This window comes from Dechloromonas hortensis, assembly GCF_009469765.1.
GTDB lineage: Bacteria > Pseudomonadota > Gammaproteobacteria > Burkholderiales > Rhodocyclaceae > Azonexus > Azonexus hortensis.
This window is the reverse complement of the sequence record NZ_SSSQ01000001.1, coordinates 174,411-194,781: the sequence shown is the minus strand read 5'-3', so window position 1 is coordinate 194,781 and position 20,371 is coordinate 174,411. Positions and strand designations below refer to the sequence as shown.

Here is a 20,371-nt window from a genome sequence, read left to right as displayed (position 1 = left end):
GGGCGGCATCTTAACGGCTTGCCGCTTGCCTGTCAGCAAGGCCTGAGACCCCATTCCCCATGTTCAGTTTCCTGAAAAAATCCAAGTCCACGCCGGAGACGGCCGAGGCTGTGCCGGCAACGCCCGTTGCCACGCCCGCAGCGGACGCGCCCGTCGCCGAGACGCCCAAGCTTTCCTGGCGCGAACGCCTGTTCAAGGGCCTGGCCAAGACCCGCGCCCAATGGGGCGGCAAGCTCAAGACCATCTTCTCGCGCGGCAAGGTCGACGACGAACTGCTTGAAGAGCTGGAAACCCTGCTGCTGACCAGCGACTGCGGCATCGAGGCGACCCAGCACCTGCTCGACGAACTGAAAAAGGCCGCCAAGCGCGACAAGCTCGATACGCCGGAAGCGATCCAGCGTGCGCTGCACGATGCCCTGCTGGCGACCCTGCAGCCGCTTGAGCAGCCGCTCGACATCAGCGGCCACAAGCCCTACGTGATCATGATCGCCGGCGTGAATGGTGCCGGCAAGACGACTTCGATCGGCAAGCTGGCCAAGTATTTCCAGAACCAGGGCAAGAGCGTGCTGCTCGCCGCCGGCGACACCTTCCGCGCCGCCGCCCGCGAACAGCTGGAAACCTGGGGAGAGCGCAACAATGTCACAGTCATCGCGCAGGACAAGGGCGACCCGGCCGCCGTCGTCTTCGACGCCATTTCCGCCGCCAAGGCGCGCGGCATTGACATCGTGCTGGCCGACACCGCCGGCCGCCTGCCGACCCAGTTGCACCTGATGGAAGAAATCGCCAAGGTCCGCCGCGTCATCCAGAAAATCGAGCCGAGCGGGCCGCACGAAACCCTGCTCGTGCTCGATGCCAACATCGGCCAGAACGCGTTGCAGCAGGTCAAGGCCTTCGACAAGGCGATCAACGTCACCGGCCTGGTCCTGACCAAGCTCGACGGCACTGCCAAGGGCGGCGTCGTCACCGCGATCGCCCGCCAGTGCCCGAAGCCGATCCGCTTCATCGGCGTCGGCGAGCAGATCGACGACCTCCGCCCCTTCTCGGCCAAAGACTTTGTCGACGCCCTGTTCGAATGATTGTTGCCAGTAACCTGAGCAAGCGTTACCCGGGCGGCTACGAGGCCGTCCAGGACGTCAGCTTCGAGATTTCGGCCGGCCAGATGGTGTTCATCACCGGCCATTCCGGGGCCGGCAAGACAACGTTGGTCAAGCTGATCGCCTCGATCGAGCGGCCGACCGCCGGCAGCCTGGTGGTCAATGGCCAGAACCTGTCGGCCCTGCGCCGTAGTGCCATTCCTTATGTCCGTCGGCATCTCGGCATGGTTTTCCAGGACCAGAAGCTGCTCTTCGACCGCAGCGCGCTCGATAACGTGCTGTTGCCCTTGCAGATCGTCGGCATGCCCCGCCGCGAGTCGATTCGCCGGGCCCAGGCAGCGCTCGACAAGGTTGGCCTGCTGGCCCGCGAAAAGGCCCGGCCGATTGCGCTGTCCGGCGGTGAGCAACAGCGCCTGGCCATTGCCCGCGCCGTGGTCAACCGGCCGACCGTGCTGCTCGCCGACGAGCCGACCGGCAATCTCGATGCCGATTCTGCGACCGATATCCTCGAAATCTTCGCCGACTTCCACCGGGTCGGCGTCACCGTCGTCGTCGCGACGCACGACCAGAACTGGATTGAGCGTTATCACCCGAACGTCCTGCGGCTGGATCACGGGAGGCTGCTATGAAGGCCTGGTTCGCCCAGCATCAGGCGGCGCTTGCCTCGGCTTTCCATCGCCTGTGGTCGACGCCGCTCAACACGCTGTTGTCGTTGCTCGTCATCGGCATTGCGCTGACCTTGCCGGGCGCGGGTTACGTGCTGCTCGACAACCTGCGCGACCTCGGCCGCAACGCGTCCGGCGTGCAGCAGATCAGCCTGTTCATGAATCTCGATGCGAGCAAGAAGGACGTCGGTGACATCGAAAGCCGTTTGCGTTCGGCTGGCGCTGGCAAGTGGAAATTCGTGCCCAAGGAAGAGGCGCTGAAGCGGATGCAGAAGAGCGAAGGGATGGCCGAAATCGTCGCCAGCCTGCCGCGCAATCCGCTGCCCGACGCCTTCATCATCGAACCGGCCAATACCGAGCCGGAGGCGCTCGAAGTGATGCGCAAGGAGATCGCCGGCTGGCCGAAAGTCGCCCATGTCCAGCTCGATTCGGCCTGGGTCAAGCGCTTCGATGCCTTCCTGAAACTCGGCAAGCTGGCCTTGTGGATGCTCGGCGGTATCTTCGCCGCCGGTCTGGTCGCCGTTACCTTCAACACCATCCGCCTGCAGGTGCTGGCCCAGGCCGCCGAAATCGAAGTGGCGCGGATGATCGGCGCCACCGACGGTTTCATCCGCCGGCCCTTCTACTACTTCGGCGCCCTGCAGGGCGGCCTCGGCGGCCTGCTAGCCGCGGCGCTGGTAGCGGGGGCGGTCGGCCTGCTCGGCGGGCCGGTCGGCGATCTGGCGACGCTTTACGGCGGCAGTTTCGCGCTGAACGGGCCGAGCCTGCTTGATGCCCTGGTGCTGGCCTCGGCCGGTGCTGTGCTCGGTTGGCTGGGGGCCCAGCTTTCGGTCAGCCTGTCGCTGCGAAAGTTTGACTAAACCGGTCGATTCGATGGCCCGCGGCCTGTCCGGTGCGGGCGTCAGCCGGCGTGAATTTCTCTGTACGGTGGCAGCAGCCGCCGTCGCTGGCTGTGGCCCGCGCGGCAGCCCGGCCTTGCCGCCGGGCGAACGGCTCGGCATGTCGCCGGCGCTCGGTCATCGCCTGCGTGACGGCAACTTCCCGCCACCCTCCGAGGTGCGCAAGACTGGCGTCCTGATTGTCGGCGCTGGCATTTCCGGCCTGTCGGCGGCCTGGCAACTGGCCAAGGCGGCGTTCGACGACTTCCTGGTGCTGGAAATGGAAAACGAGGCCGGCGGTAATTCGCGGGCCGGCCAGTCGCCGCTCGTTGCCTATCCATGGGCAGCGCATTACCTGCCGTTGCCGGGGCCGGAAGCGACGCTGGTTCGCGAACTGCTGGCCGAACTGGGCGTGCTGCAAGGCGACCCGGCCGCCGTCAAGCCCGCTTACGACGAGCGTTACCTGTGCGCCACGCCGCAGGAGCGCGTCTATCGCAACGGCCTGTGGGACGACGGCCTGCTGCCGCAGCGCGGCCTCGAGGCCGGCGAGCGCGAGCAGCAACGGCGCTTCCAGGCCCGCATGGACGAGCTCAAGCAGGCGCGGGGCAGCGACGGCCGGCGGCTGTTCGCCATCCCGATGGAGCTGTCGAGCCGGGATCAGGCATGGCGCGCCCTCGACCGCATCTCCTTCAAGCAGTGGCTGGACGACAACGGTTTCACGGCGCCGACGCTGCACTGGCTGGCCAACTATGCCTGCCGCGACGATTACGGTACGAGTCATGCGGAAACCTCGGCCTGGGCCGGCCTGCATTACTTTGCCTGCCGTAACGGTGAAGCGAGCAATGCGGCCGGCGACAGCGTGCTGACCGCGCCCGAGGGCAATGCCTGGCTGGCGCGCGGCCTGGCCCGTCATGCCGAGGGCCGGATCATCACCGAGGCGCTGGTCTGGCGGATTGAAGAGGGCAAGACGAGTCTTGCGGTCGACGTGCTGCAGGGGGCAAAAACCGTGCGCTACGAGGCCCGGCAACTGATCTGGGCCGCCCCGGCTTTCGTGCTGCCGAGTGTCTGGCCGGCGATGCCCGGCGAACTGCGGGCGGCCGCGCTGGCCGGCGACTACGCGCCGTGGCTGACCGCCAATCTGCACCTGTCCGACTTTCCCGAGGAGCGGCGCGGTGCGCCGCCGGCCTGGGACAACGTCTTCTACGACAGCCCCGGGCTCGGTTACGTCGTTGCCACCCATCAGTTGATCCGCCGTCGGCTGCCCGGCACCGTGCTGACCTATTACCGCGCACTGCATGACGTGAAGCCGGCCGAGGGCCGGCGCCTGCTACTCGAGACACCGCGCGAGGCCTGGGCGGCAGGCATCCTGGCCGAACTGGAACGGGTGCATCCGGATATCCGTCGCCTGACGACGCGGCTCGATGTTTTTCGCAGCGGCCACGCCATGCGCCGGCCGACGCCGGGTAGCCTGTTCGACGGTCGACGCGAAAAATTGGCCAATTTCCGCCATCCGCGCATCGCGCTGGCGCACGCCGATCTGTCCGGCTTTTCGCTGTTCGAAGAAGCCCAGTATCGCGGCGTGCTGGCCGCCAGGCGCGTGCTGGATAGGCTTTGAGTCAATGATGCCGGCTTGACTGTCGTTGATGTCAGATGCATAGTGCCGCGTTTCCCGATGCCTCCGGGCGCCGGGTTTTGTTCACTACGGCGAATAGGAAATGACGATGACTACTGCGTATGAAGTGGGGGCTGCACAAGGTGTGAAAACGGTTCCGGCGGGATTGAAGACAGGTTTGCTGGCGCTGGCGCTCGGCCTCTCGGTAGCCGCCTGCGGCGGCAAGGGTGGCACGACGGACAGCGTCAGCGGGCTGACCAGTGCCGGTACTTCGGCCCTGAAGGCCGCAACCTTGAGCGATGCCGAGGTCAAGGACTTGTCCGACAAGTCATGCGCCGCACTCGACGCCCAGTCCAAGATCGCCGCGCCGAAGAGCAAGGAAGCGCTGCGTCTGGCCCGGATCGTCAAGGGCATGCCGCCGGCGGTCAATGGCGTGCCGATCAACTACAAGGTTTATCTGACCAAGGACGTCAATGCCTGGGCCATGAACAACGGCTGCGTCCGCGTTTACAGCGGCCTGATGAGCCTGATGAACGACGACGAAGTGCGTGGCGTGATCGGCCATGAAATCGGCCACGTCGCGCTCGGCCACGCCAAGTCGTCGATGCAGACCGCCTATGCTGCTTCGGCGGCTCGCCAGGCAGCGGCCGCGGCCGGCAATTCAGCGGTCGCCGCGCTGAGCAATTCGCAGTTGGGCGAGCTGGCCGAAAAGCTGGTCAATGCTCAGTTCTCGCAAGTTCAGGAAAGTGCGGCCGACGATTACGCCTTCGATCTGCTGACTGCCGGCAAATTCAAGCGTGAAGGCCTGGTCAGCGCTTTCGAAAAACTGGCCAAGCTCGGCGACAACAGCAGCATGTTCAGCTCGCACCCGCCCTCCAGCGAGCGGGCTCAGCACATGCGCGAGCGCATTGCTGCCAAGAAGTAGGTAATTCGCTGTCGTGCCTTGCGGCACGGAAGTCTTGAAGGCCGGGGTCAGCCCGGCCTTTTTGTTTCAGGCGACGCGGAAGCCGGCGACCGATTGCAGCAGGCCGGCCGACAGTTGTTGCAATTCACCGCTGGCTTGGCGGATGTTGAGCGCGGTGACGCTGGTTTCCTCGACCATGTTGGCGATGCGCTCCATGCTCTGGGCAATTTCGGTCGAGGCGACGCGTTGCTCGCCGACCGAATTGGTGATCTCGGTGACGCCTTGTGTCGAGTGTTCGACCGAGTCGCGAGATGAGAGCAGGGCATCTTCGACCTCGGCGGCGAGCAGGCCACTCGCCGTGATGGCTCGCTCGCCGGCTGCGATGGCTTCCTGGACGGCGGCGGACTGGGTAACGATCGAGTGCGTCACCGCATCGATCGCGCCGGCCGATTTGCCCGATTTTTCGGCCAGCTTGCGGACCTCGTCGGCGACCACGGCGAAACCGCGCCCGGCTTCGCCGGCCCGCGCTGCTTCAATCGCGGCATTGAGGGCAAGCAGGTTGGTCTGGTCGGCAATGTCGCGGACTTCCTGGGTCATGCCGGTGATGGCATGGGTGCTGGTCATGAATTCGGAAACCTTGGCGGAAATGTTTGCCATGTTGCCCTGCAGCCGACCGATCTCACCGGTCAGTTGGGAAACCTTGTTCGAACCCAGCGCGGTACGGGCCACGCTTTCCCTGGCTTGGTTCTGGACTTCGCCGGCGGTTTCCGAAACCGAGGCGATGGCAACGGTCAGTTGCTCGACGGCGGCGGCGCTGCCGGAGACGGCGCTCGACTGCTGCTCCGAAACATCGGCCAGCACGGACGATGAGCTGGAGAGTTGGACGGCAGCGCTGGCGACACGGTCGCTCGAGGTGCGTACTTCGCCGATCAGTTTCTGCAACTGCCCCATCATGGCGTTGAAGGCGCCGGCCATGCGGCCGATTTCGTCATTCTGGCTACGCTCGGCGCGGCGCGTCAGGTCGCCGGAGGTGGCAATCTGTTCCATCGTCTGTTCAAGTGCGCCGAGCGGACGGGTGATCGAGCGGATCAGGGCGTAGGCGAGGGCAATCAGGATGGCGATCGCTCCAATCGCGAAAAGCAGCAAGCCGCTCCTGACGGCCGCATAAATGGCCTGGGCATCGGCCTTTTCCCGGCTATTCAGTTCGGCCGTCAGTTTTTCCATGTCGCTGATCAGGGTGTCGATAGCCTTGGTCGGTTCGCGGTCGATGCCGCGGACCAGTTTGTCGACCAGTGCGGCGGGATCGGCGGCGGTACGGTCGTACTGTTTGAGAGCCTCCCGATAGGCCGGGCCCAGGGCATCGAAGCTGGCGGTGATCTTGGCAAGATCGAGGCGATTCTCCATCTGCAGCGTGCTCAATGCGCTTCGGACATTGGCCAAATCCTTGCGCACGGCGGCTTCTTCCGCGTCGAATCCCTTCAGGTGCTTGTCGAAGGCTTCCGGGTTCTTGCCGCGCAACAGGATGTTTTTCCATTCCTGGACTTGCGTTTTGAAGGCAACCTGGGCGGCACGTGCCGAGTCGACCGCCTGGGTGACTGCGGCATGCGTTTCGATCGCCTCGTTCAATTGTGTGTGCAGGCGGCCGGCCTGAATGAAGGCAAAGATGCTGGCACCGATCAGGGCGAGCAGGGCGACTGCCACCAGTAACATCAGCTTCTGCTTGATCTGCAGGTTCATTTCAGTCTCCTCTGTCGGTCTTGCGAGGAGACGTTAACCTAAAAAATCGGCTGTTGCAGCAGTATCTTGCGGCCGGAGATTGCTGAATCTCCGGTCAGTAGATCAGGAAGGGTTGCTGCTCCTTCTGCCAGTGCTCTTCATCGTTTTTGACCAGGGCATCGAGCTGCTCGGCGGTGCTGCTCGGCTCGTCCACCCATTCGCGCAACAGCGGCGAGCCGTTGATCAGGTCGATGGCCAACCGCTCGTGTTCGTATTCATAGGCAAAGTCGCGCCACAGCCGGTAATCCGGGTAGAGCCGGCGGATTGCCTTGAAGGCCAGTGCCTGGAGTCGCCAGGGACGGAAGGCGGCGTGCTGGTAGCTGCCGTCCTCGACGTGAATCTGCAGGCCGTGGCACAGCTGGCCGGCGTGCTTGTGGAAAGTCGGCTCGAACCAGCATTCGCGCAGCCGGCAGCCGGTTAGCCAGTGCGGCGCGAAGGCGCGCATTTCGGCGAGCACGGCGCGGGCATCGAGGTCCGGGGCGCCGAACAGTTCGAGCGGCCGGGTCGTGCCGCGCCCTTCGCTGAGCGTCGTCCCTTCGAGCATTACGGTGCCAGCGTAGGCGCGCGCCATCCACAGGTTGGGCGCATTCGGGCTGGGGTTGATCCAGGTCCGCTCGCCGAGCGGCCAGCCGTAGCCGGGCGCCGCCTCCGGCTGCCAGCCCTGCATCTCGATGACCCGGTAATCGACGTCGAGCTGCAGCGTGGCGATGAACCAGCGGCCGAGTTCGCCCATGGTCAGGCCGTGGCGCATTGGCATGGCGCCGGCGCCGACGAAACTTTCCCAGCCGGCGCGCAGGCTCAGGCCTTCGACCGGACGGCCGGCCGGGTTTGGGCGGTCGAGTACCCAGACGGTCTTGCCGTGTTTCGCGGCGGCTTCAAGTACGTAGCGCAGCGTCGTGATGAAGGTGTAGATGCGGCAGCCGAGATCCTGCAGATCGACGAGCAGCACGTCGAAGGTCGCCATCATCGCGTCGGTCGGCCGGCGCACTTCGCCATACAGGCTGAAGACGGGAATGCCGTGCCGCGGGTCGAGGAAGTCGGGCGATTCGACCATGTTGTCCTGCTTGTCGCCGCGCAGGCCGTGTTGCGGGCCGAACGCGGCAGTGATGTTCAGGTCGGGCAGCGCGGCCAGCGCGTCGAGCGAGTGGGCCAGGTCGGCGGTGACTGAGGCCGGGTGGGCGAGCAGGGCGACGCGGCGGCCGGCCAGCGGGCGGCGCAGGTCGGGGTCGGCGAGCAGGCGGTCGAGGCCGAACTGGATGCGTGAGGTCATGGCGTGTTTCGCGGCAAGGTCAGGGCAAAGCTCTGACGGAGATGAAAGTCGGGTTGAGCGGCAGCGTGGCGCAGCGCCCAGTAGCTTTTGCTGCCATCGGCGGCTTCGATGACGGCGGTCAGGCCGAGCTGTAGGCTCCGGCCGTTCGGAAGTAGGGCGGCATCGAGGCGAGCCCTGAGTTCCAGGTAATCGGCGCCGCCGTCGAGTTCGATGCACGGGGCGATGGCGGGCTGGAAGGCGGCATCGCGCTGGCGGTAGTCGCTGAAGCGATAGGCAGCCCACTGGCCGGACGGCGAGAAATTGAATTCCTGGTAGGCCGGGTCGTTTACCGCAGCAATGAAGGCTTCGCAGCAGGTGTACTGCCACAGGTTGTCGGCTGGACCCGGCGCTTGCGGTGCTGGCAGGCGGAGGGCGGCGGGCGCTGCGGCAAGGCGATAGCACAGCACGAGCGCACCATCGTCGGCAAAGTGCGCGCTGACGGCGATGGCAGACACGGCAGGCGCCGGGGTGGCCGGGTGGCAGATCAGGGTTTGGGCAGGCAAGGCGTCGATTTCCGGCGGCAAATTCAGGCAGGTCGTACTTTACCCGCTCGTCGTGCCAATTGCTTGCGGTCGACCCGCTAAAAACGGCCAAAATGCCGGCGGCGCCCTTGGTGGGGCGGGGCTTTTGGAGTAATTTACCGCCTTTGCCGAACAGCTTGCCGGGAGAGAAAAATGACACCGCTGCGCATCAACCTCGAACAAGAAGAAATTCCCACCCACTGGTACAACGTCGTCGCCGACATGCCCAATCCGCCGGCACCGCCGCTCGGCCCGGACGGCAACCCGGTACCGCCGGAAGCGATGGGCGCCATCTTCCCTGGGCCGATCCTCGAACAGGAAATGTCGGCCGAACGCTGGATCGCCATCCCGGAAGAAGTCCGCCAGATCTACGCCCAGTGGCGGCCGGCCCCGTTGTGTCGGGCCCTGGGGCTGGAACGGGCACTCGGCACGCCGGCCAAGATTTTCTTCAAATATGAAGGGGGCTCGCCGGCCGGTTCGCACAAGCCGAACTCGGCCGTGCCGCAGGCCTACTTCAACAAGCTGGCCGGCACCAAGCGGCTGACCACCGAAACCGGCGCCGGCCAATGGGGCTCGTCGATCGCCTATGCCGGCCAGATGTTCGACCTGCCGGTGCGCGTCTTCATGGTCAAGGTCAGCTACCAGCAGAAGCCGTTTCGGCGTTCGATGATGCAGACTTGGGGGGCCGAAGTCTTCGCCAGCCCGACCGATCTGACCAACGCCGGGCGCGCTGCGCTGGCCGCCGATCCGCACAATCAGGGCTCGCTCGGCCTGGCCATCTCGGAAGCGGTCGAGGAGGCTGCCGCCGATCCCGGTACCTGCTACACGCTGGGCTCGGTGCTCAATCACGTGCTGTTGCACCAGACGGTGATCGGCCTTGAAGCCAAGAAGCAGTTCGACAAGATCGGCCTCTATCCCGATGTGATCTTCGGACCCTGCGGCGGCGGTTCCAGCTTTGGCGGCATCGCCTTCCCCTTCCTCGCCGACAAGGCGGCCGGTGACAAGCGGGCGACCAATCTGCGCTGCGTCGCCGTCGAGCCGACCTCCTGCCCGACGCTGACCAAGGGCCACTACGCCTACGACTACGGCGATGTCTCCGGCTACACGCCGATCATGAAGATGTACACGCTCGGTCACGACTTCATGCCACCCGGCATCCACGCCGGCGGCCTGCGCTACCACGGCGACTCGCCGCTGGTCTCGCAACTGCTGCATGAAGGCAAGCTGGAAGCCGTCGCCGTGCCGCAGGTCGCCACCTTCGAGGCCGGCGTTCAGTTCGCCCGCGCCGAAGGCATTATCCCGGCGCCCGAATCCTGCCACGCCATCCGTGCCGCGATCGATGAGGCGCTGCGCTGCAAGGTGACCGGTGAAGCGAAGACCATCCTGTTCTGCCTGACCGGCCACGGCCATTTCGACATGGCGTCCTATGACAAATATTTCTCCGGTCAACTCGAGGATTATTCCTACCCGGAAGAGGCCATCACCGAGTCGCTGAAACACTTGCCCAAGGTCGGTTAAGCCCGTGAAAGTCCTCGTCTTCCTGCTCGTGCTCGCTAATCTGCTGTTCTACGCCTTCAGCGCCGGCTATTTCGGCCGGCCGGAAAATCCGGATGCCGGGCGTCTGGAGCAGCAGGTCGAGCCCGACAAGATGCGTCTTGTCTCGCATGGCGAAGCGCCACCGGCGAACAAGAAGACCGTCGAGCCGGCGCCTGTTGCGCCAGTCGAGGTGGCACCTGTACCGGAGGCCGAGCCAGTCGCGGCACCCGCCCCAGCGCCTGTCGTCGAAAAAATCTGTCTGCGCTGGGAGCATCTGCCGGTGGCCGAGGCCAACCGCCTGTCGGCCCGGATCGACGAGAAATTCGCCGCTTTCAAGCAGGTCAAGCGGGCCGTTGCCGCCGAAGGGGCGGGCTGGTGGGTCTATATTCCGCCGCTGCCGGGCAAGGACGAGGCCGAGAAGAAAGCCGGGGAATTGCGCCAGTTCGGCGTTACCGACTACTTCATCATCCAGGAAGCGGGGCCCAGCCGTTTCGCCATTTCGCTCGGCGTCTTTTCGAGCGAAAAAGGTGGTCAGGAGCGGCTGGCCGAGTTGAAGGCCAAGGGCGTCCGCTCGGCCAAACTCAACGTGCGGCCGGGCAAGGAAAGCCTGATTACGCTGGAGGCGAGCGGCCCGGCGACCGACAAGGCGGCGCTGAGCAAGGCAGCGCTGGCCATCGTGCCGAAAGCGCCGGCGGTGGATTGCAAGTGAGCGATTTCGTGGTCGGCCTGACAGGCGGCATTGGTAGCGGCAAGAGCACGGTCGCCGAGCTGTTTGTCGCCGCCGGCGCGGCGCTGGTCGACACCGATGCGATTGCCCACGAACTGACGGCGCCCGGCGGTGCGGCGCTGCCGGAACTGGTTGCCGCCTTCGGGCCGGAAATCACCGACGAGCACGGCGCCCTCGACCGGGCCGCGATGCGCCGGCTGGTCTTTGCCGAGCCGGCGGCCAAGGCCAAGCTCGAAGGTATCCTGCATCCGCTGATTCGCCGGCTGGCTGCCGAGCGCTGCCGCCTGGCGGCGACGCCTTATGTCGTGCTGGCCGTGCCGCTACTGGTCGAATCGGGCAATTACCGCCAGCGTTGCGACCGGGTTCTGGCGGTCGACTGCCCGGAAAGTCGACAAATCGAACGCGTCATGGCGCGCAACGGCATGGCCGAAAACGAGGTCAAAGCGATCATGGCGGCACAGGCGACGCGGCAGCAGCGGCTGGCTGCTGCCGATGACGTCGTATTTAATGATGGAGGGCTGGAAGCGCTTTCGCCGCAGGTAGCCGAGCTTCATCAGAAGTATCTACGCCTATCGGCAGAAAAAGCTAAAGCAAACTGTTGAGATTTGCCTGCAAATAGCTCAGAATTAGGACAATTTTCCCATTCTCCCCACTCAAGGTCGCGTGATTAATTACGAATATCCTTTCAACGAGCGCATCCGCACACTGCTGCGTCTCGAGGATTTGTTCGAAAAGACGGCCTACTTTGCCCAGAGTGAGGGACAGCTTGAGCATCACGCCTCGCTGGTGACGCTGTTCGAGATCCTCGAAGTCGCCGGTCGTGCCGATCTCAAGATGGATCTGATCCAGGAACTTGAGCGCCAGCGTCAGACCCTGCTGGCCTACCGCAACAACCCCGATATTTCCGAAGAGGCGCTCTCCGGCGCGCTCTACGAGATCGAGCAATCCTCGGCCGCCCTGCTCAGCATGACCGGCAAGATTGGCCAGTACCTGCGCGACAACGACTGGCTGATGGGGATCAAGAGCCGCGCCGTGATTCCTGGCGGCGTTTGCGAATTCGATTTGCCGTCCTACCACTGGTGGCTGCATCGCAGTCCGGAAGTCCGGCGCGAAGCGATCGACGGCTGGACCAAGCCGCTCTACCCGCTGCGCGACGCGGCGGCCATCGTGCTGCGGCTGCTGCGCTCGAGCGGCGGGCCGAAGCAACATACGGCGGTCAACGGCCAGTTCCAGCTCAATCTCGGCGGCTCGGCGGCCCAGATGGTGCGTGTCGCAGTACATGAGGACGAGCCGGCGATTCCCGAAGTCAGCGCCAACAAGTATTTCCTCAACATCCGCTTCACCAAGCCGCCGGCCGGTGAAATCAAGGCTCGCGGCTGCGAGCGCGATGTTTCCTTCGCGCTGACCTTCTGCAATCTGTGATGACTGCGCGCAAGGTTCGTTGCCCGCAATGTGGCGGAGACTCCTTGTGGTCTCCGGAAAATCCGTGGCGTCCGTTCTGTTCCGAGCGTTGCAAGCAGATAGATCTCGGTGCCTGGGCCAGCGACAGCTACCGGATTCCGGTCGCGGTCGATCCCGACGATCCCGAACTGATCATTCCCGAGACCGACCGCGGCTGATCCGGCGGCTCTGCCGGCTACCAGCCGCGCATCATGGCGATGCCGTGCGCGCCATGCTGTTGCGCCTCGCCCAGTAAACTTGCCTGCAGGCCGCCGAGCGCGAAGACCGGGATCGTATTGCCGGTCGCTGCCGCGCTGAAGCCGTCCCAGCCGAGGCCGCTCGCCTCCGGGTGGGTGGCGGTTGGCAGGACCGGCCCGAGTAGCGCGTAGTCCAAACCCAATTCGCCGGCCCGGGCAATTTCCGCGGCCGAGTGGCAGGAGGCGCCGACCCAGGCGAAGTCCGGCCGGCTGTGGCAACTGGCCAGGCGGGCGGCGGACAGATGCACGCCATCGGCACCGACCTGACGGGCGATCTCCTCGCTGTCGTTGATGAGAACCAGCGCCTGGCGCTGGCGGGCGATACGGGTCACCGTTTCGGCAAACCACAGGCGTTCGGCCGGCGGCCAACCCTTGTCGCGCACCTGGATCAGGCGCAGGCCGTTGTCGAGTGCTTCTTCCAGCCGTTCGAGCTGGCGTTCGACGCCCTCGATCTCGCCCATCGTGATCGCCATCGTCGTCGGCAGGGCGAGGGCTTTCAGGATCGGGTCGTTGGCCGGCAGGATGGGGGCGACGTGGGCGGTTTTGCCACATTCCAGCCAGTCGACCGCAGCATGTTCGAGCGGCGCGGTAATTCCGATCTCGCCGCGCCAGGCAGTGACACGCCAGAAGTGCAGGCGGACGGTGGCATGCGGATAGGTGAATTGACGGGTCAGCCAAGGCGAGCAATCGGTGACGGTGATGCCGAGTTCTTCGTTCAGTTCGCGGATCAGCGCCTGGCGCACGCTTTCGCCGGCCTCGAGCTTACCGCCCGGGAACTCCCAGTAACCGGCGTAAACCTTGCCTTCGGGACGCTGGGCCAGCAGGAATTCGCGGCCATCGGTGCGCAGCATGACGGCAGCGGCGACTTCGACGATCTGGCTCACTTGTGCTTCTTTCCGGCCGGTTTCTGTTGCCCGGCCAGGTCGCGGGCAAATTGCCAGGCGACGCGGCCGGAACGCGAGCCGCGGCTGAGCGCCCAGTTCAGCGCATCGCGCTCGCTGGCGGCAATGGTCTTGTCGCTGACGCCGAGTTCGCGCAGCCAGTGATTGACGATGTTCAGGTAATCGTCCTGGCTGAACGGGTAAAAGGAAATCCACAGGCCGAAGCGCTCGGACAGCGAAATCTTTTCCTCGATCGCTTCGCCGGGATGAATTTCGTCGTCGACGCGGGTGGTTTCGAGATTTTCCGAAAAATACTCCGGCATCAGGTGGCGGCGGTTCGAGGTGGCGTAGATCAGCACATTGTCCGGCGGCGCCGCGATCGAGCCGTCTAGTACCGTTTTCAGCGCCTTGTAGGCGGTTTCGCCGGCCTCGAAGGAAAGGTCGTCGCAGAAGATGATGAAGCGCTCCGGGCGTCCATCCAGCAGGTCGACGATATCCGGCAGGTCGATCAGGTCATCCTTGTCGACTTCGATCAGGCGAAGGCCGTCGCCGGAAAATTCGTTCAAGACCGCCTTGACCAGGGAGGACTTGCCGGAGCCGCGCGAGCCGGTCAGCAGCACGTTGTTGGCCGGCCGGCCGGCGACGAACTGCTGCGTATTGAGCGTGATGCGTTCCTTCTGGTCGTCGATGTTGTTGAGATCGGCCAGGCGGATCGGGTGCGGATGGCGGACGGCCTGCAACCAGCCGTGATCGCGGCTCTTGCGCCAGCGAAAGGCAACTGCCGCCTGCCAGTCAGGTTGAGCCGGCGCCAGCGGCAGGGTGGCTTCAAAGCGGCCGAGGACGGCTTCGGCGCGGGCCAGCAGACGTTCTAGCTGAAGGGAGTTGGGCATGGTCGATTTATACTTCGCGGAGAATCTGCGAACTCTAGCGAAACCCATGCGAAAACTCCAAGCTGCTTTTCTCGTTGCCACCCTTTTTCTGTCGGCCTGCAGCACTTTTCAGCGCCCGGAAACAGCGCCAGCCTGCGCTCCTTGCGCAGCCTGCCCAACATGTCCGAGTCCGGCGGTGCCACCGACGGCACTGCCTTTTTCGCGTACTTTGCAGCCCGCCAGCTGGAGCGAATTGCCAGGCTGGGCCGAGGATGACCATGCCGCGGCCTGGGGAGCCTTCCTGCAGTCCTGTCGAGGGATGGCCAGTAAACCGCATGGTCCGGCCTGGAAACGGGTCTGCGATCTGGCACGGGCGACCAATGGCAGCGAGGCCGGCAATGGCAAGGCGGCGCGCCAGTTCTTTGAAACCCATCTGCGGCCTTACGCCGTGCTGGCCGGTGACGGCAACGCCAGCGGCATGATTACCGGCTATTACGAGCCGCTGCTGCGCGGTAGCCGCCATTTGAGCAAGGGTTTCGAGCAGCCGGTGCGCGGCGTGCCGGACGACCTGCTGACCATCGATCTTTCCGCCGTTTTCCCGGAGCTTAAAGACAAGCGGGTCCGTGGCCGCCTGGAGGGCAACAAGGTCGTGCCCTATTGGTCGCGGGCCGAGATCAGCGCGCGTGGCGAGAAGTTGCCGCTGAAGACGCTGCTTTACGTCGATAACGCCGTCGAACTGTTCTTCCTGCAGGTCCAGGGCTCCGGGCGGGTCAAGTTGCCGGATGGCAGCATGGTGCGCCTCAACTATGCCGACCAGAATGGCCACCCGTATCAATCGATCGGCCGGGTGCTGGTCGAGCGCGGTGAGCTGAAGCTGGAGGAGGCGTCGATGCAGGGCATCCAGGCCTGGGCGCGGGCCAATCCGTCGCGTCTGGACGATCTGCTGAATACGAATCCGAGCTACGTCTTCTTCCGCGAGACGCCCAACAGCAAGGATGGTCCGGTTGGCGCGCTGGGCGTGCCGCTGACCGCCGAGCGCAGCATCGCCGTCGACCCCCGTTCCATCCCGCTCGGCGCGCCGGTGTTCCTGGCGACGACGCGGCCGAATTCGGCGCAGGCGATGAACCGCCTGATGCTGGCCCAGGATACCGGCGGGGCGATCAAAGGGGCGGTGCGCGCAGACTTTTTCTGGGGTTTTGGCAAAGAAGCCGGCGAGCAGGCGGGGCGGATGAAACAGAGTGGTCGCATGTGGCTGTTGTTGCCGCCCGAGGCTGCACCCAAATAAGGCAACGACGCACCGAGATCAGGCACAAAGTGCATAAAGCGCACTTTACTGGTGCGTTATCCAATTGCACAAATAAAATAACGCACTGATTTGAAACAAATTTGATGCACTGGAATGGTGCTTGCTTTTGTCCCCCGATCTTTCGTTTGGGGGTTTCATGGAAGCGTTTCAATCCGGCAGCAATGTGCTGTTTATCCTGCTCGGCGCCATCATGGTGTTGGCCATGCATGCAGGTTTTGCTTTTCTTGAGGTGGGAACGGTCCGCAAGAAAAATCAGGTCAACGCCCTGGTCAAAATCCTGACCGATTTCGGCATGTCTACGCTGGCCTATTTTTTCGTTGGCTACAGCGTCGCCTACGGCGTCAATTTCTTCACCGGCGTTGAGACGCTGATGGCGAAAAACGGCTTCGAACTAACCAAGTTCTTCTTCCTGCTGACCTTTGCCGCCGCCATTCCCGCCATCATTTCCGGCGGTATTGCCGAGCGCGCCAAGTTTCACCCGCAGTTGATGGCGACCTTCCTGCTGGTTGGCTTTGTCTATCCGTTTTTCGAAGGAATCGCCTGGAATCAAGCCTTCGGCATCCAGGCCTGGCTGAAAGCGACCTTTGGTGAAGAGTTTCACGACTTCGCAGGTTCCGTGGTCGTGCATGCAATGGGCGGCTGGATCGCCTTGCCGGCGGTGCTCCTGCTCGGTCCCCGCTACGGTCGTTACAGCAAGGACGGGCGGATTTCGGCACACCCGCCTTCATCGATTCCCTTCCTTGCCCTGGGGGCCTGGATTCTGACGGTCGGCTGGTTCGGCTTCAACGTGATGAGCGCCCAAACGCTGGACAAGATTTCTGGCCTTGTCGCCCTTAATTCCTTGATGGCGATGGTTGGCGGCACCATGGTTGCCTTATTGCTCGGCAAGAACGACCCTGGTTTTGTGCACAATGGTCCGCTCGCCGGGCTGGTTGCCGTCTGTGCCGGCTCCGACCTGATGCACCCAATGGGGGCGCTGGTCGTTGGCGGCGTGGCGGGCGCACTGTTCGTGGTGATGTTCACGCTGACCCAGAATCGCTGGAAAATTGATGACGTGCTGGGAGTCTGGCCCTTGCATGGTTTGTGTGGAGCCTGGGGCGGCATCGCAGCCGGTATCTTTGGCAGCAAGGCGCTGGGCGGTGCTGGCGGTATCGCCTTCATGCCACAGTTGATCATGACCGGAGTGGCGATCGTGGTTGCCCTGGTTGGCGGGGCAATCGTCTATGGCGGGCTGAAGGCGGTACTGGGGCTGCGCCTTGATCAGGAAGAGGAGTATGAAGGGGCCGACTTGAGCATCCACAAGATCACTTCGACGCCGGAGCGCGAGCCGAACTGGTAGTTGATGGTGATCTTGTGAAATAAAGTCTGTCGGAGTGAAATAATGTCTGTCGGACAGGTTTGGACAAGGAGCCCCGCGATGATGCGGGGCTTCTTGTTTGTGAGTAGAGCAGTGCTGGCGTTCTATTGAGGCCGCGACCGAAAAATTCGGCTTATCGGCCAAAGCCGATCCTGGACATCATCGGAAAGCCCGGCGGCATTGGGGCGGTTACCCGCCGCTCGAAGATTTCAAATGCGGCCATTCAGGGTAACGCTACGCCAAGCGAAAGCTACCGTTTGCTGGGCTAGGGTATCCCCATGATCGAGGCACGAGCAGGACAGAAATCTTTAGTTCCGCGCTAGGAAGCGAGATCAAATATCAGGCAAGTGGTGGTCGCATGGGCATAGAGTTTGCCATCCGGTCCCACCAGCCGGGCTTCTGCGGTCGCCACCTGGCGGCCGCCGTGGACCAGCCGGGCTTCCGCGCGCACCAGCGGAACGGCGTTGGTGAGAGCGCGGACAATGTTGAGCTTCAGTTCCAGGGTGGTGTAGGCCTTGCCCGCCGATAGCGTGGAATGCACGGCGCATCCCAGGGCGCTGTCGAGCATGGTCGCGAACCAGCCGCCGTGCACCGTGCCCATCGGGTTGAAATGACTGAACCCTGGCCGCCCCTGGAATACTGCGAATCCGGTCTCGATGCGAAGCAGGGTGAAGTCGAGTGTGACAGCCATTGGCGGGGGTGGAATTTCCCCGGCGAGCAGCGACTGAAATACCTGCAATCCGGAGCGTCCGGCGATTTGGGCTGGTGTGGCCAAGCCGGGAGCCGTCTGTAAGCGGGCGCGTACGGCCGCTTCTTCGGCCCGCCAGCGGGCAAGCGTGTCTTCAGGATTCATCGCGTCGGTTGGTGCTGTCATGAGGCTACTCCTTGCTGTGAGTGTTCGTTGTGAGCGTTTGACCTACTCGCTCACCCGTTCATCGCGTGCGACAAAAAGGCCTGGTGCAGCCAGCGCGGCGTCGCCCAGGTCACGATCACCAAAGCCTTGTTCGCCCAGCCCGCCACGACGCTGATGCGTCCGGCCTGCAAGGCGCGGATACCGGTGCGCACGACGGGCGCCGGCTGCATCATCAACAGCTTTAATGCGGGCGTCAGCTTCTGCTGCGCGGCGGCGGCAAACCCGGTATCCGACATGCCGGGGCATAGCGTCGTCACGGTGATGCCTTCGCGCTTGAGTTCGCGATGCAGCGCCTCACCCAGACGCAGCACGTAGGCCTTGGCGGCGGCGTAGACGGCGAAGTTCTGCACGCCCTGGTAGGCCAGCAAGCTGGCGACCAGCAGGATCTTCCCGCGTTTTCGCATCCGCATATCCTGGGCGAAGACATGGGTTACCGCAGTCAGGCTGGCCACATCGAGCTGCACCATGGCCAGGGTTGCGTCCAATGGGCTGTCCACAAACGGACCTTGCAACCCATGGCCGGCGTTGTTGATCAGGATTTCGATGGTAATGCCGCGCTCGCGGAGGCGCCGATGCAATTGGGTGATCGCTTCAATATCGGAGAGATCGATCTGCTCGACCACGATTTCGACGCGGTATTGCCGGCGCAGCGTCTCGGCAAGCGCTTGCAGCCGGTCCAGCCGGCGCGCGACGAGGACCAGCGAGTGGCCTTGCTCGGCATATTGGCGGGCGAACTCCTCGCCGAAGCCGCTCGATGCGCCCGTGATGAGCACCCATGAATTATTGGTTATGATCATTTGGCTTACCTCTAGTCGTTGGTGGAGAGTTTGCCGGCGAGGCGGTTGTTGTTTGCCGATGGTGTATCCCAGCCGCCGCCCAAGGCCCGGAAGGAGGCGATGGCGGCACGCGCCGCCTCGGTTTGTGCCTGGGCCTTGGCATCGCGCGCCAGCAGCAGGTTGCCGTCGGCATCGAGCACCTCGATCAGGCTGACGACGCCGCCCTGGTAGGCAGCAAACGAGTTCTCGCGTGCCTTGGCAAACGACAACTCACCCCGGGTCAGGATGCCAACTTGGGCCTCGCGGTTGACCAGGGCGGAAAAAGCGTTTTCGACATCCTCGGTCGCCCGCAATACGGCCAGCCGGTAGGCCGCCAGGGCTTCGGCCTCCTGGCCGCGCGCGGCAGCGATTTGCGCGTCGACACGGCCGAAGTCGAACAGCCGCCAGCGCAGCCCGAGGACACCCTGGGCCTGGCTGGCGGCCCCGGTGAACAGGTTGCCGCTCGCTATAGCGGTGGCGCTGCCGAGCAGCGCGCCGAGCGAGAACTTGGGGTAATACTCGGCGACCGCCACGCCGATGCGTGCATTGGCGGCAGCCAGGCGCCGTTCGGCGGCAATGAGATCGGGCCGGCGGCGCAGCATCTCGGCCGGGGTGCCGGTCTCGGCTAAGGCCGGCGCGGCCGGGATAGGCTTCAGCGGAGCCAGTTCGGCGCGGTGGGTTCCCGGCTGCACGCCGAGCAGTACGTCGAGCGCGTTCATCGCCGAATCGAGGCCGGCTTGGAGGACGGGGATCTGTGCCTCGGCCTGGGTCAGCGAACCCTCGGCCTGGTTCTTCTGGAGTTCGGCGGCGATTCCCTTCTCGTATTGGAGCTTGATCATCGCGAGCAAGCGGCGTCGGGTCTCCGCCTGCTGTTGGGCAATCGCGAGGCGCGCCTGCAGGCCGCGGATCATGACGTACACGTCCGCGGTCTGCGCGGCGATGGCCAGCCGTGTCGCAGCAACGCCAGCTTCGGACGCCTCGTATTCGGCGCGGGCAGTCTCCCGCCCGCGCCGCAGACCGCCGAACAGGTCGATCTCCCAACTCGCCCCGAGATTGGCCTCGTAAGTGCCGCCCCAGCGATCGAAGCCGGGCGAGCTATTGAGCACCTGCCCGAGCGGAGTCTCAACCGACAGGTAGCCTCGCCCGGCGCTCGTACTCACGTTGCCGGCGGGCAGCAAGGCCGCATCGGCGTAGCGCAAGGCCGCACGTGATTGGGCGACACGCGCCGTCGCTTGGGCGATGTCCAGGTTCTGCTCGAGCGCCAGGGTGACGTAGTGCGCGAGCAAGGCATCCTCGAAGCCGGCCCACCAGTGTTGCAGGTCTGCCTTACCTTGTACCGAACGTTGCTCGACACCCTTCTGCCCGAGAAAGCTGGATGTCAGCTCGACCAAGGGCGGCCGGTAGTTGGGGCCAACAGCGCAGCCCGACAAGATGCCGGCGCTCAGAAACAGGACGAGAGAGCGGGGATGGGTGAGCATGGGAGTCCTTCGGGAGTTGGTTTGTTGTTGTGA

General features: G+C 64.3%; 20 protein-coding genes. 12 read left to right on the top strand and 8 right to left on the bottom strand.

What is annotated here, in order from left to right:
* The first annotated feature begins 59 nt into the window (after positions 1 to 59).
* The 5 genes from ftsY to GH663_RS00935 all read left to right on the top strand — a co-directional run bounded on the left by ftsY (position 60) and on the right by GH663_RS00935 (position 5,174).
* Positions 60 to 1,076: a signal recognition particle-docking protein FtsY gene (gene ftsY, locus GH663_RS00955; protein WP_153129878.1), complete on the top strand. Its 1,017-nt coding sequence runs from the start codon at positions 60 to 62 to the stop codon at positions 1,074 to 1,076.
* On the top strand, positions 1,073 to 1,723 hold the full coding sequence (gene ftsE / locus GH663_RS00950; protein ID WP_153129877.1) for a cell division ATP-binding protein FtsE: 651 nt from the start codon (positions 1,073 to 1,075) through the stop codon (positions 1,721 to 1,723). Before ftsY ends, ftsE begins: the two co-directional genes overlap by 4 nt.
* Positions 1,720 to 2,619: a permease-like cell division protein FtsX gene (gene ftsX / locus GH663_RS00945; protein WP_153129876.1), complete on the top strand. Its 900-nt coding sequence runs from the start codon at positions 1,720 to 1,722 to the stop codon at positions 2,617 to 2,619. Before ftsE ends, ftsX begins: the two co-directional genes overlap by 4 nt.
* The gene (locus GH663_RS00940; protein ID WP_246181468.1) at positions 2,612 to 4,252 is read left to right on the top strand and encodes an FAD-dependent oxidoreductase; all 1,641 of its coding nucleotides are present in this window, start codon (positions 2,612 to 2,614) and stop codon (positions 4,250 to 4,252) included. Before ftsX ends, GH663_RS00940 begins: the two co-directional genes overlap by 8 nt.
* 106 nt (positions 4,253 to 4,358) lie before the next feature.
* Positions 4,359 to 5,174 (top strand): M48 family metalloprotease, encoded by an 816-nt coding sequence (locus GH663_RS00935; RefSeq protein WP_153129875.1) that lies wholly within the window; start codon positions 4,359 to 4,361, stop codon positions 5,172 to 5,174.
* Positions 5,175 to 5,240: 66 nt separating this feature from the next.
* On the opposite strand, the gene GH663_RS00930 is transcribed toward GH663_RS00935, so the two are convergent.
* The 3 genes from GH663_RS00930 to GH663_RS00920 all read right to left on the bottom strand — a co-directional run bounded on the left by GH663_RS00930 (position 5,241) and on the right by GH663_RS00920 (position 8,741).
* Positions 5,241 to 6,890 carry a methyl-accepting chemotaxis protein gene (locus GH663_RS00930; protein WP_153129874.1) on the bottom strand — a complete coding sequence of 550 codons (1,650 nt, stop codon included), beginning with the start codon at positions 6,888 to 6,890 and terminating at the stop codon, positions 5,241 to 5,243.
* Positions 6,891 to 6,984: 94 nt separating this feature from the next.
* Positions 6,985 to 8,199: an exo-beta-N-acetylmuramidase NamZ family protein gene (locus GH663_RS00925; RefSeq protein ID WP_153129873.1), complete on the bottom strand. Its 1,215-nt coding sequence runs from the start codon at positions 8,197 to 8,199 to the stop codon at positions 6,985 to 6,987.
* The gene (locus GH663_RS00920; RefSeq protein WP_153129872.1) at positions 8,196 to 8,741 is read right to left on the bottom strand and encodes a DOMON-like domain-containing protein; all 546 of its coding nucleotides are present in this window, start codon (positions 8,739 to 8,741) and stop codon (positions 8,196 to 8,198) included. Before GH663_RS00920 ends, GH663_RS00925 begins: the two co-directional genes overlap by 4 nt.
* A 171-nt stretch (positions 8,742 to 8,912) precedes the next feature.
* On the opposite strand from GH663_RS00920, the gene GH663_RS00915 reads away from it, so the two are divergent.
* From GH663_RS00915 to GH663_RS00895, 5 genes are all read left to right on the top strand, one after another.
* Positions 8,913 to 10,277, top strand: coding sequence for a TrpB-like pyridoxal phosphate-dependent enzyme (locus GH663_RS00915; RefSeq protein WP_153129871.1), 1,365 nt, complete (start codon positions 8,913 to 8,915; stop codon positions 10,275 to 10,277).
* A 4-nt stretch (positions 10,278 to 10,281) separates the two neighbouring features.
* Positions 10,282 to 11,004, top strand: coding sequence for an SPOR domain-containing protein (locus GH663_RS00910; protein WP_153129870.1), 723 nt, complete (start codon positions 10,282 to 10,284; stop codon positions 11,002 to 11,004).
* Positions 11,001 to 11,624 (top strand): dephospho-CoA kinase, encoded by a 624-nt coding sequence (gene coaE / locus GH663_RS00905; protein WP_153129869.1) that lies wholly within the window; start codon positions 11,001 to 11,003, stop codon positions 11,622 to 11,624. The genes GH663_RS00910 and coaE overlap by 4 nt, the downstream gene beginning before the upstream one ends.
* Before the next feature lie 61 nt (positions 11,625 to 11,685).
* Positions 11,686 to 12,444, top strand: a complete 759-nt coding sequence (gene zapD, locus GH663_RS00900; RefSeq protein ID WP_153129868.1) for a cell division protein ZapD — start codon at positions 11,686 to 11,688, stop codon at positions 12,442 to 12,444.
* Positions 12,444 to 12,641, top strand: a complete 198-nt coding sequence (locus tag GH663_RS00895) for a DNA gyrase inhibitor YacG (protein WP_153129867.1) — start codon at positions 12,444 to 12,446, stop codon at positions 12,639 to 12,641. Before zapD ends, GH663_RS00895 begins: the two co-directional genes overlap by 1 nt.
* Positions 12,642 to 12,658: 17 nt before the next feature.
* Here the strand turns inward: GH663_RS00895 and GH663_RS00890 are convergent, their stop codons facing one another.
* Positions 12,659 to 13,603: a Nudix family hydrolase gene (locus tag GH663_RS00890; protein ID WP_153129866.1), complete on the bottom strand. Its 945-nt coding sequence runs from the start codon at positions 13,601 to 13,603 to the stop codon at positions 12,659 to 12,661.
* Positions 13,600 to 14,490 (bottom strand): ATP-binding protein, encoded by an 891-nt coding sequence (locus tag GH663_RS00885; RefSeq protein ID WP_153129865.1) that lies wholly within the window; start codon positions 14,488 to 14,490, stop codon positions 13,600 to 13,602. The genes GH663_RS00890 and GH663_RS00885 overlap by 4 nt, the downstream gene beginning before the upstream one ends.
* A 298-nt stretch (positions 14,491 to 14,788) precedes the next feature.
* Between GH663_RS00885 and mltA the strand changes: the two genes are divergently transcribed.
* Positions 14,789 to 15,754: a murein transglycosylase A gene (gene mltA, locus GH663_RS00880; RefSeq protein WP_343029820.1), complete on the top strand. Its 966-nt coding sequence runs from the start codon at positions 14,789 to 14,791 to the stop codon at positions 15,752 to 15,754.
* Positions 15,755 to 15,911: 157 nt separating this feature from the next.
* Complete coding sequence (locus GH663_RS00875; protein ID WP_153129863.1) at positions 15,912 to 17,114, top strand: ammonium transporter; 1,203 nt, start codon at positions 15,912 to 15,914, stop codon at positions 17,112 to 17,114.
* 337 nt (positions 17,115 to 17,451) lie between these two features.
* Here the strand turns inward: GH663_RS00875 and GH663_RS00870 are convergent, their stop codons facing one another.
* Genes GH663_RS00870 through GH663_RS00860 form a run of 3 tightly spaced genes read right to left on the bottom strand, consistent with a single transcriptional unit; the run spans position 17,452 to position 20,338 of the window.
* The gene (locus tag GH663_RS00870; RefSeq protein WP_153129862.1) at positions 17,452 to 18,006 is read right to left on the bottom strand and encodes a PaaI family thioesterase; all 555 of its coding nucleotides are present in this window, start codon (positions 18,004 to 18,006) and stop codon (positions 17,452 to 17,454) included.
* 50 nt (positions 18,007 to 18,056) lie between these two features.
* Positions 18,057 to 18,842, bottom strand: coding sequence for an SDR family NAD(P)-dependent oxidoreductase (locus GH663_RS00865; RefSeq protein WP_153129861.1), 786 nt, complete (start codon positions 18,840 to 18,842; stop codon positions 18,057 to 18,059).
* 11 nt (positions 18,843 to 18,853) lie between these two features.
* Positions 18,854 to 20,338, bottom strand: a complete 1,485-nt coding sequence (locus GH663_RS00860; protein ID WP_153129860.1) for an efflux transporter outer membrane subunit — start codon at positions 20,336 to 20,338, stop codon at positions 18,854 to 18,856.
* Positions 20,339 to 20,371: the final 33 nt, after the last annotated feature.

Excerpts from the sequence above, each read along its gene's own strand:
- ftsY (WP_153129878.1), top strand. The coding sequence starts at position 60 with ATGTTCAGTTTCCTGAAAAAATCCAAGTCCACGCCGGAGACGGCCGAG.
- ftsE (WP_153129877.1), top strand. The coding sequence starts at position 1,073 with ATGATTGTTGCCAGTAACCTGAGCAAGCGTTACCCGGGCGGCTACGAG.
- ftsX (WP_153129876.1), top strand. The coding sequence starts at position 1,720 with ATGAAGGCCTGGTTCGCCCAGCATCAGGCGGCGCTTGCCTCGGCTTTC.
- GH663_RS00935 (WP_153129875.1), top strand. The coding sequence starts at position 4,359 with ATGACTACTGCGTATGAAGTGGGGGCTGCACAAGGTGTGAAAACGGTT.
- GH663_RS00930 (WP_153129874.1), bottom strand. The coding sequence starts at position 6,890 with ATGAACCTGCAGATCAAGCAGAAGCTGATGTTACTGGTGGCAGTCGCC.
- GH663_RS00925 (WP_153129873.1), bottom strand. The coding sequence starts at position 8,199 with ATGACCTCACGCATCCAGTTCGGCCTCGACCGCCTGCTCGCCGACCCC.
- GH663_RS00915 (WP_153129871.1), top strand. The coding sequence starts at position 8,913 with ATGACACCGCTGCGCATCAACCTCGAACAAGAAGAAATTCCCACCCAC.
- GH663_RS00895 (WP_153129867.1), top strand. The coding sequence starts at position 12,444 with ATGACTGCGCGCAAGGTTCGTTGCCCGCAATGTGGCGGAGACTCCTTG.
- GH663_RS00885 (WP_153129865.1), bottom strand. The coding sequence starts at position 14,490 with ATGCCCAACTCCCTTCAGCTAGAACGTCTGCTGGCCCGCGCCGAAGCC.
- mltA (WP_343029820.1), top strand. The coding sequence starts at position 14,789 with ATGGCCAGTAAACCGCATGGTCCGGCCTGGAAACGGGTCTGCGATCTG.
- GH663_RS00875 (WP_153129863.1), top strand. The coding sequence starts at position 15,912 with ATGGAAGCGTTTCAATCCGGCAGCAATGTGCTGTTTATCCTGCTCGGC.
- GH663_RS00870 (WP_153129862.1), bottom strand. The coding sequence starts at position 18,006 with ATGACAGCACCAACCGACGCGATGAATCCTGAAGACACGCTTGCCCGC.
- GH663_RS00865 (WP_153129861.1), bottom strand. The coding sequence starts at position 18,842 with ATGATCATAACCAATAATTCATGGGTGCTCATCACGGGCGCATCGAGC.
- GH663_RS00860 (WP_153129860.1), bottom strand. The coding sequence starts at position 20,338 with ATGCTCACCCATCCCCGCTCTCTCGTCCTGTTTCTGAGCGCCGGCATC.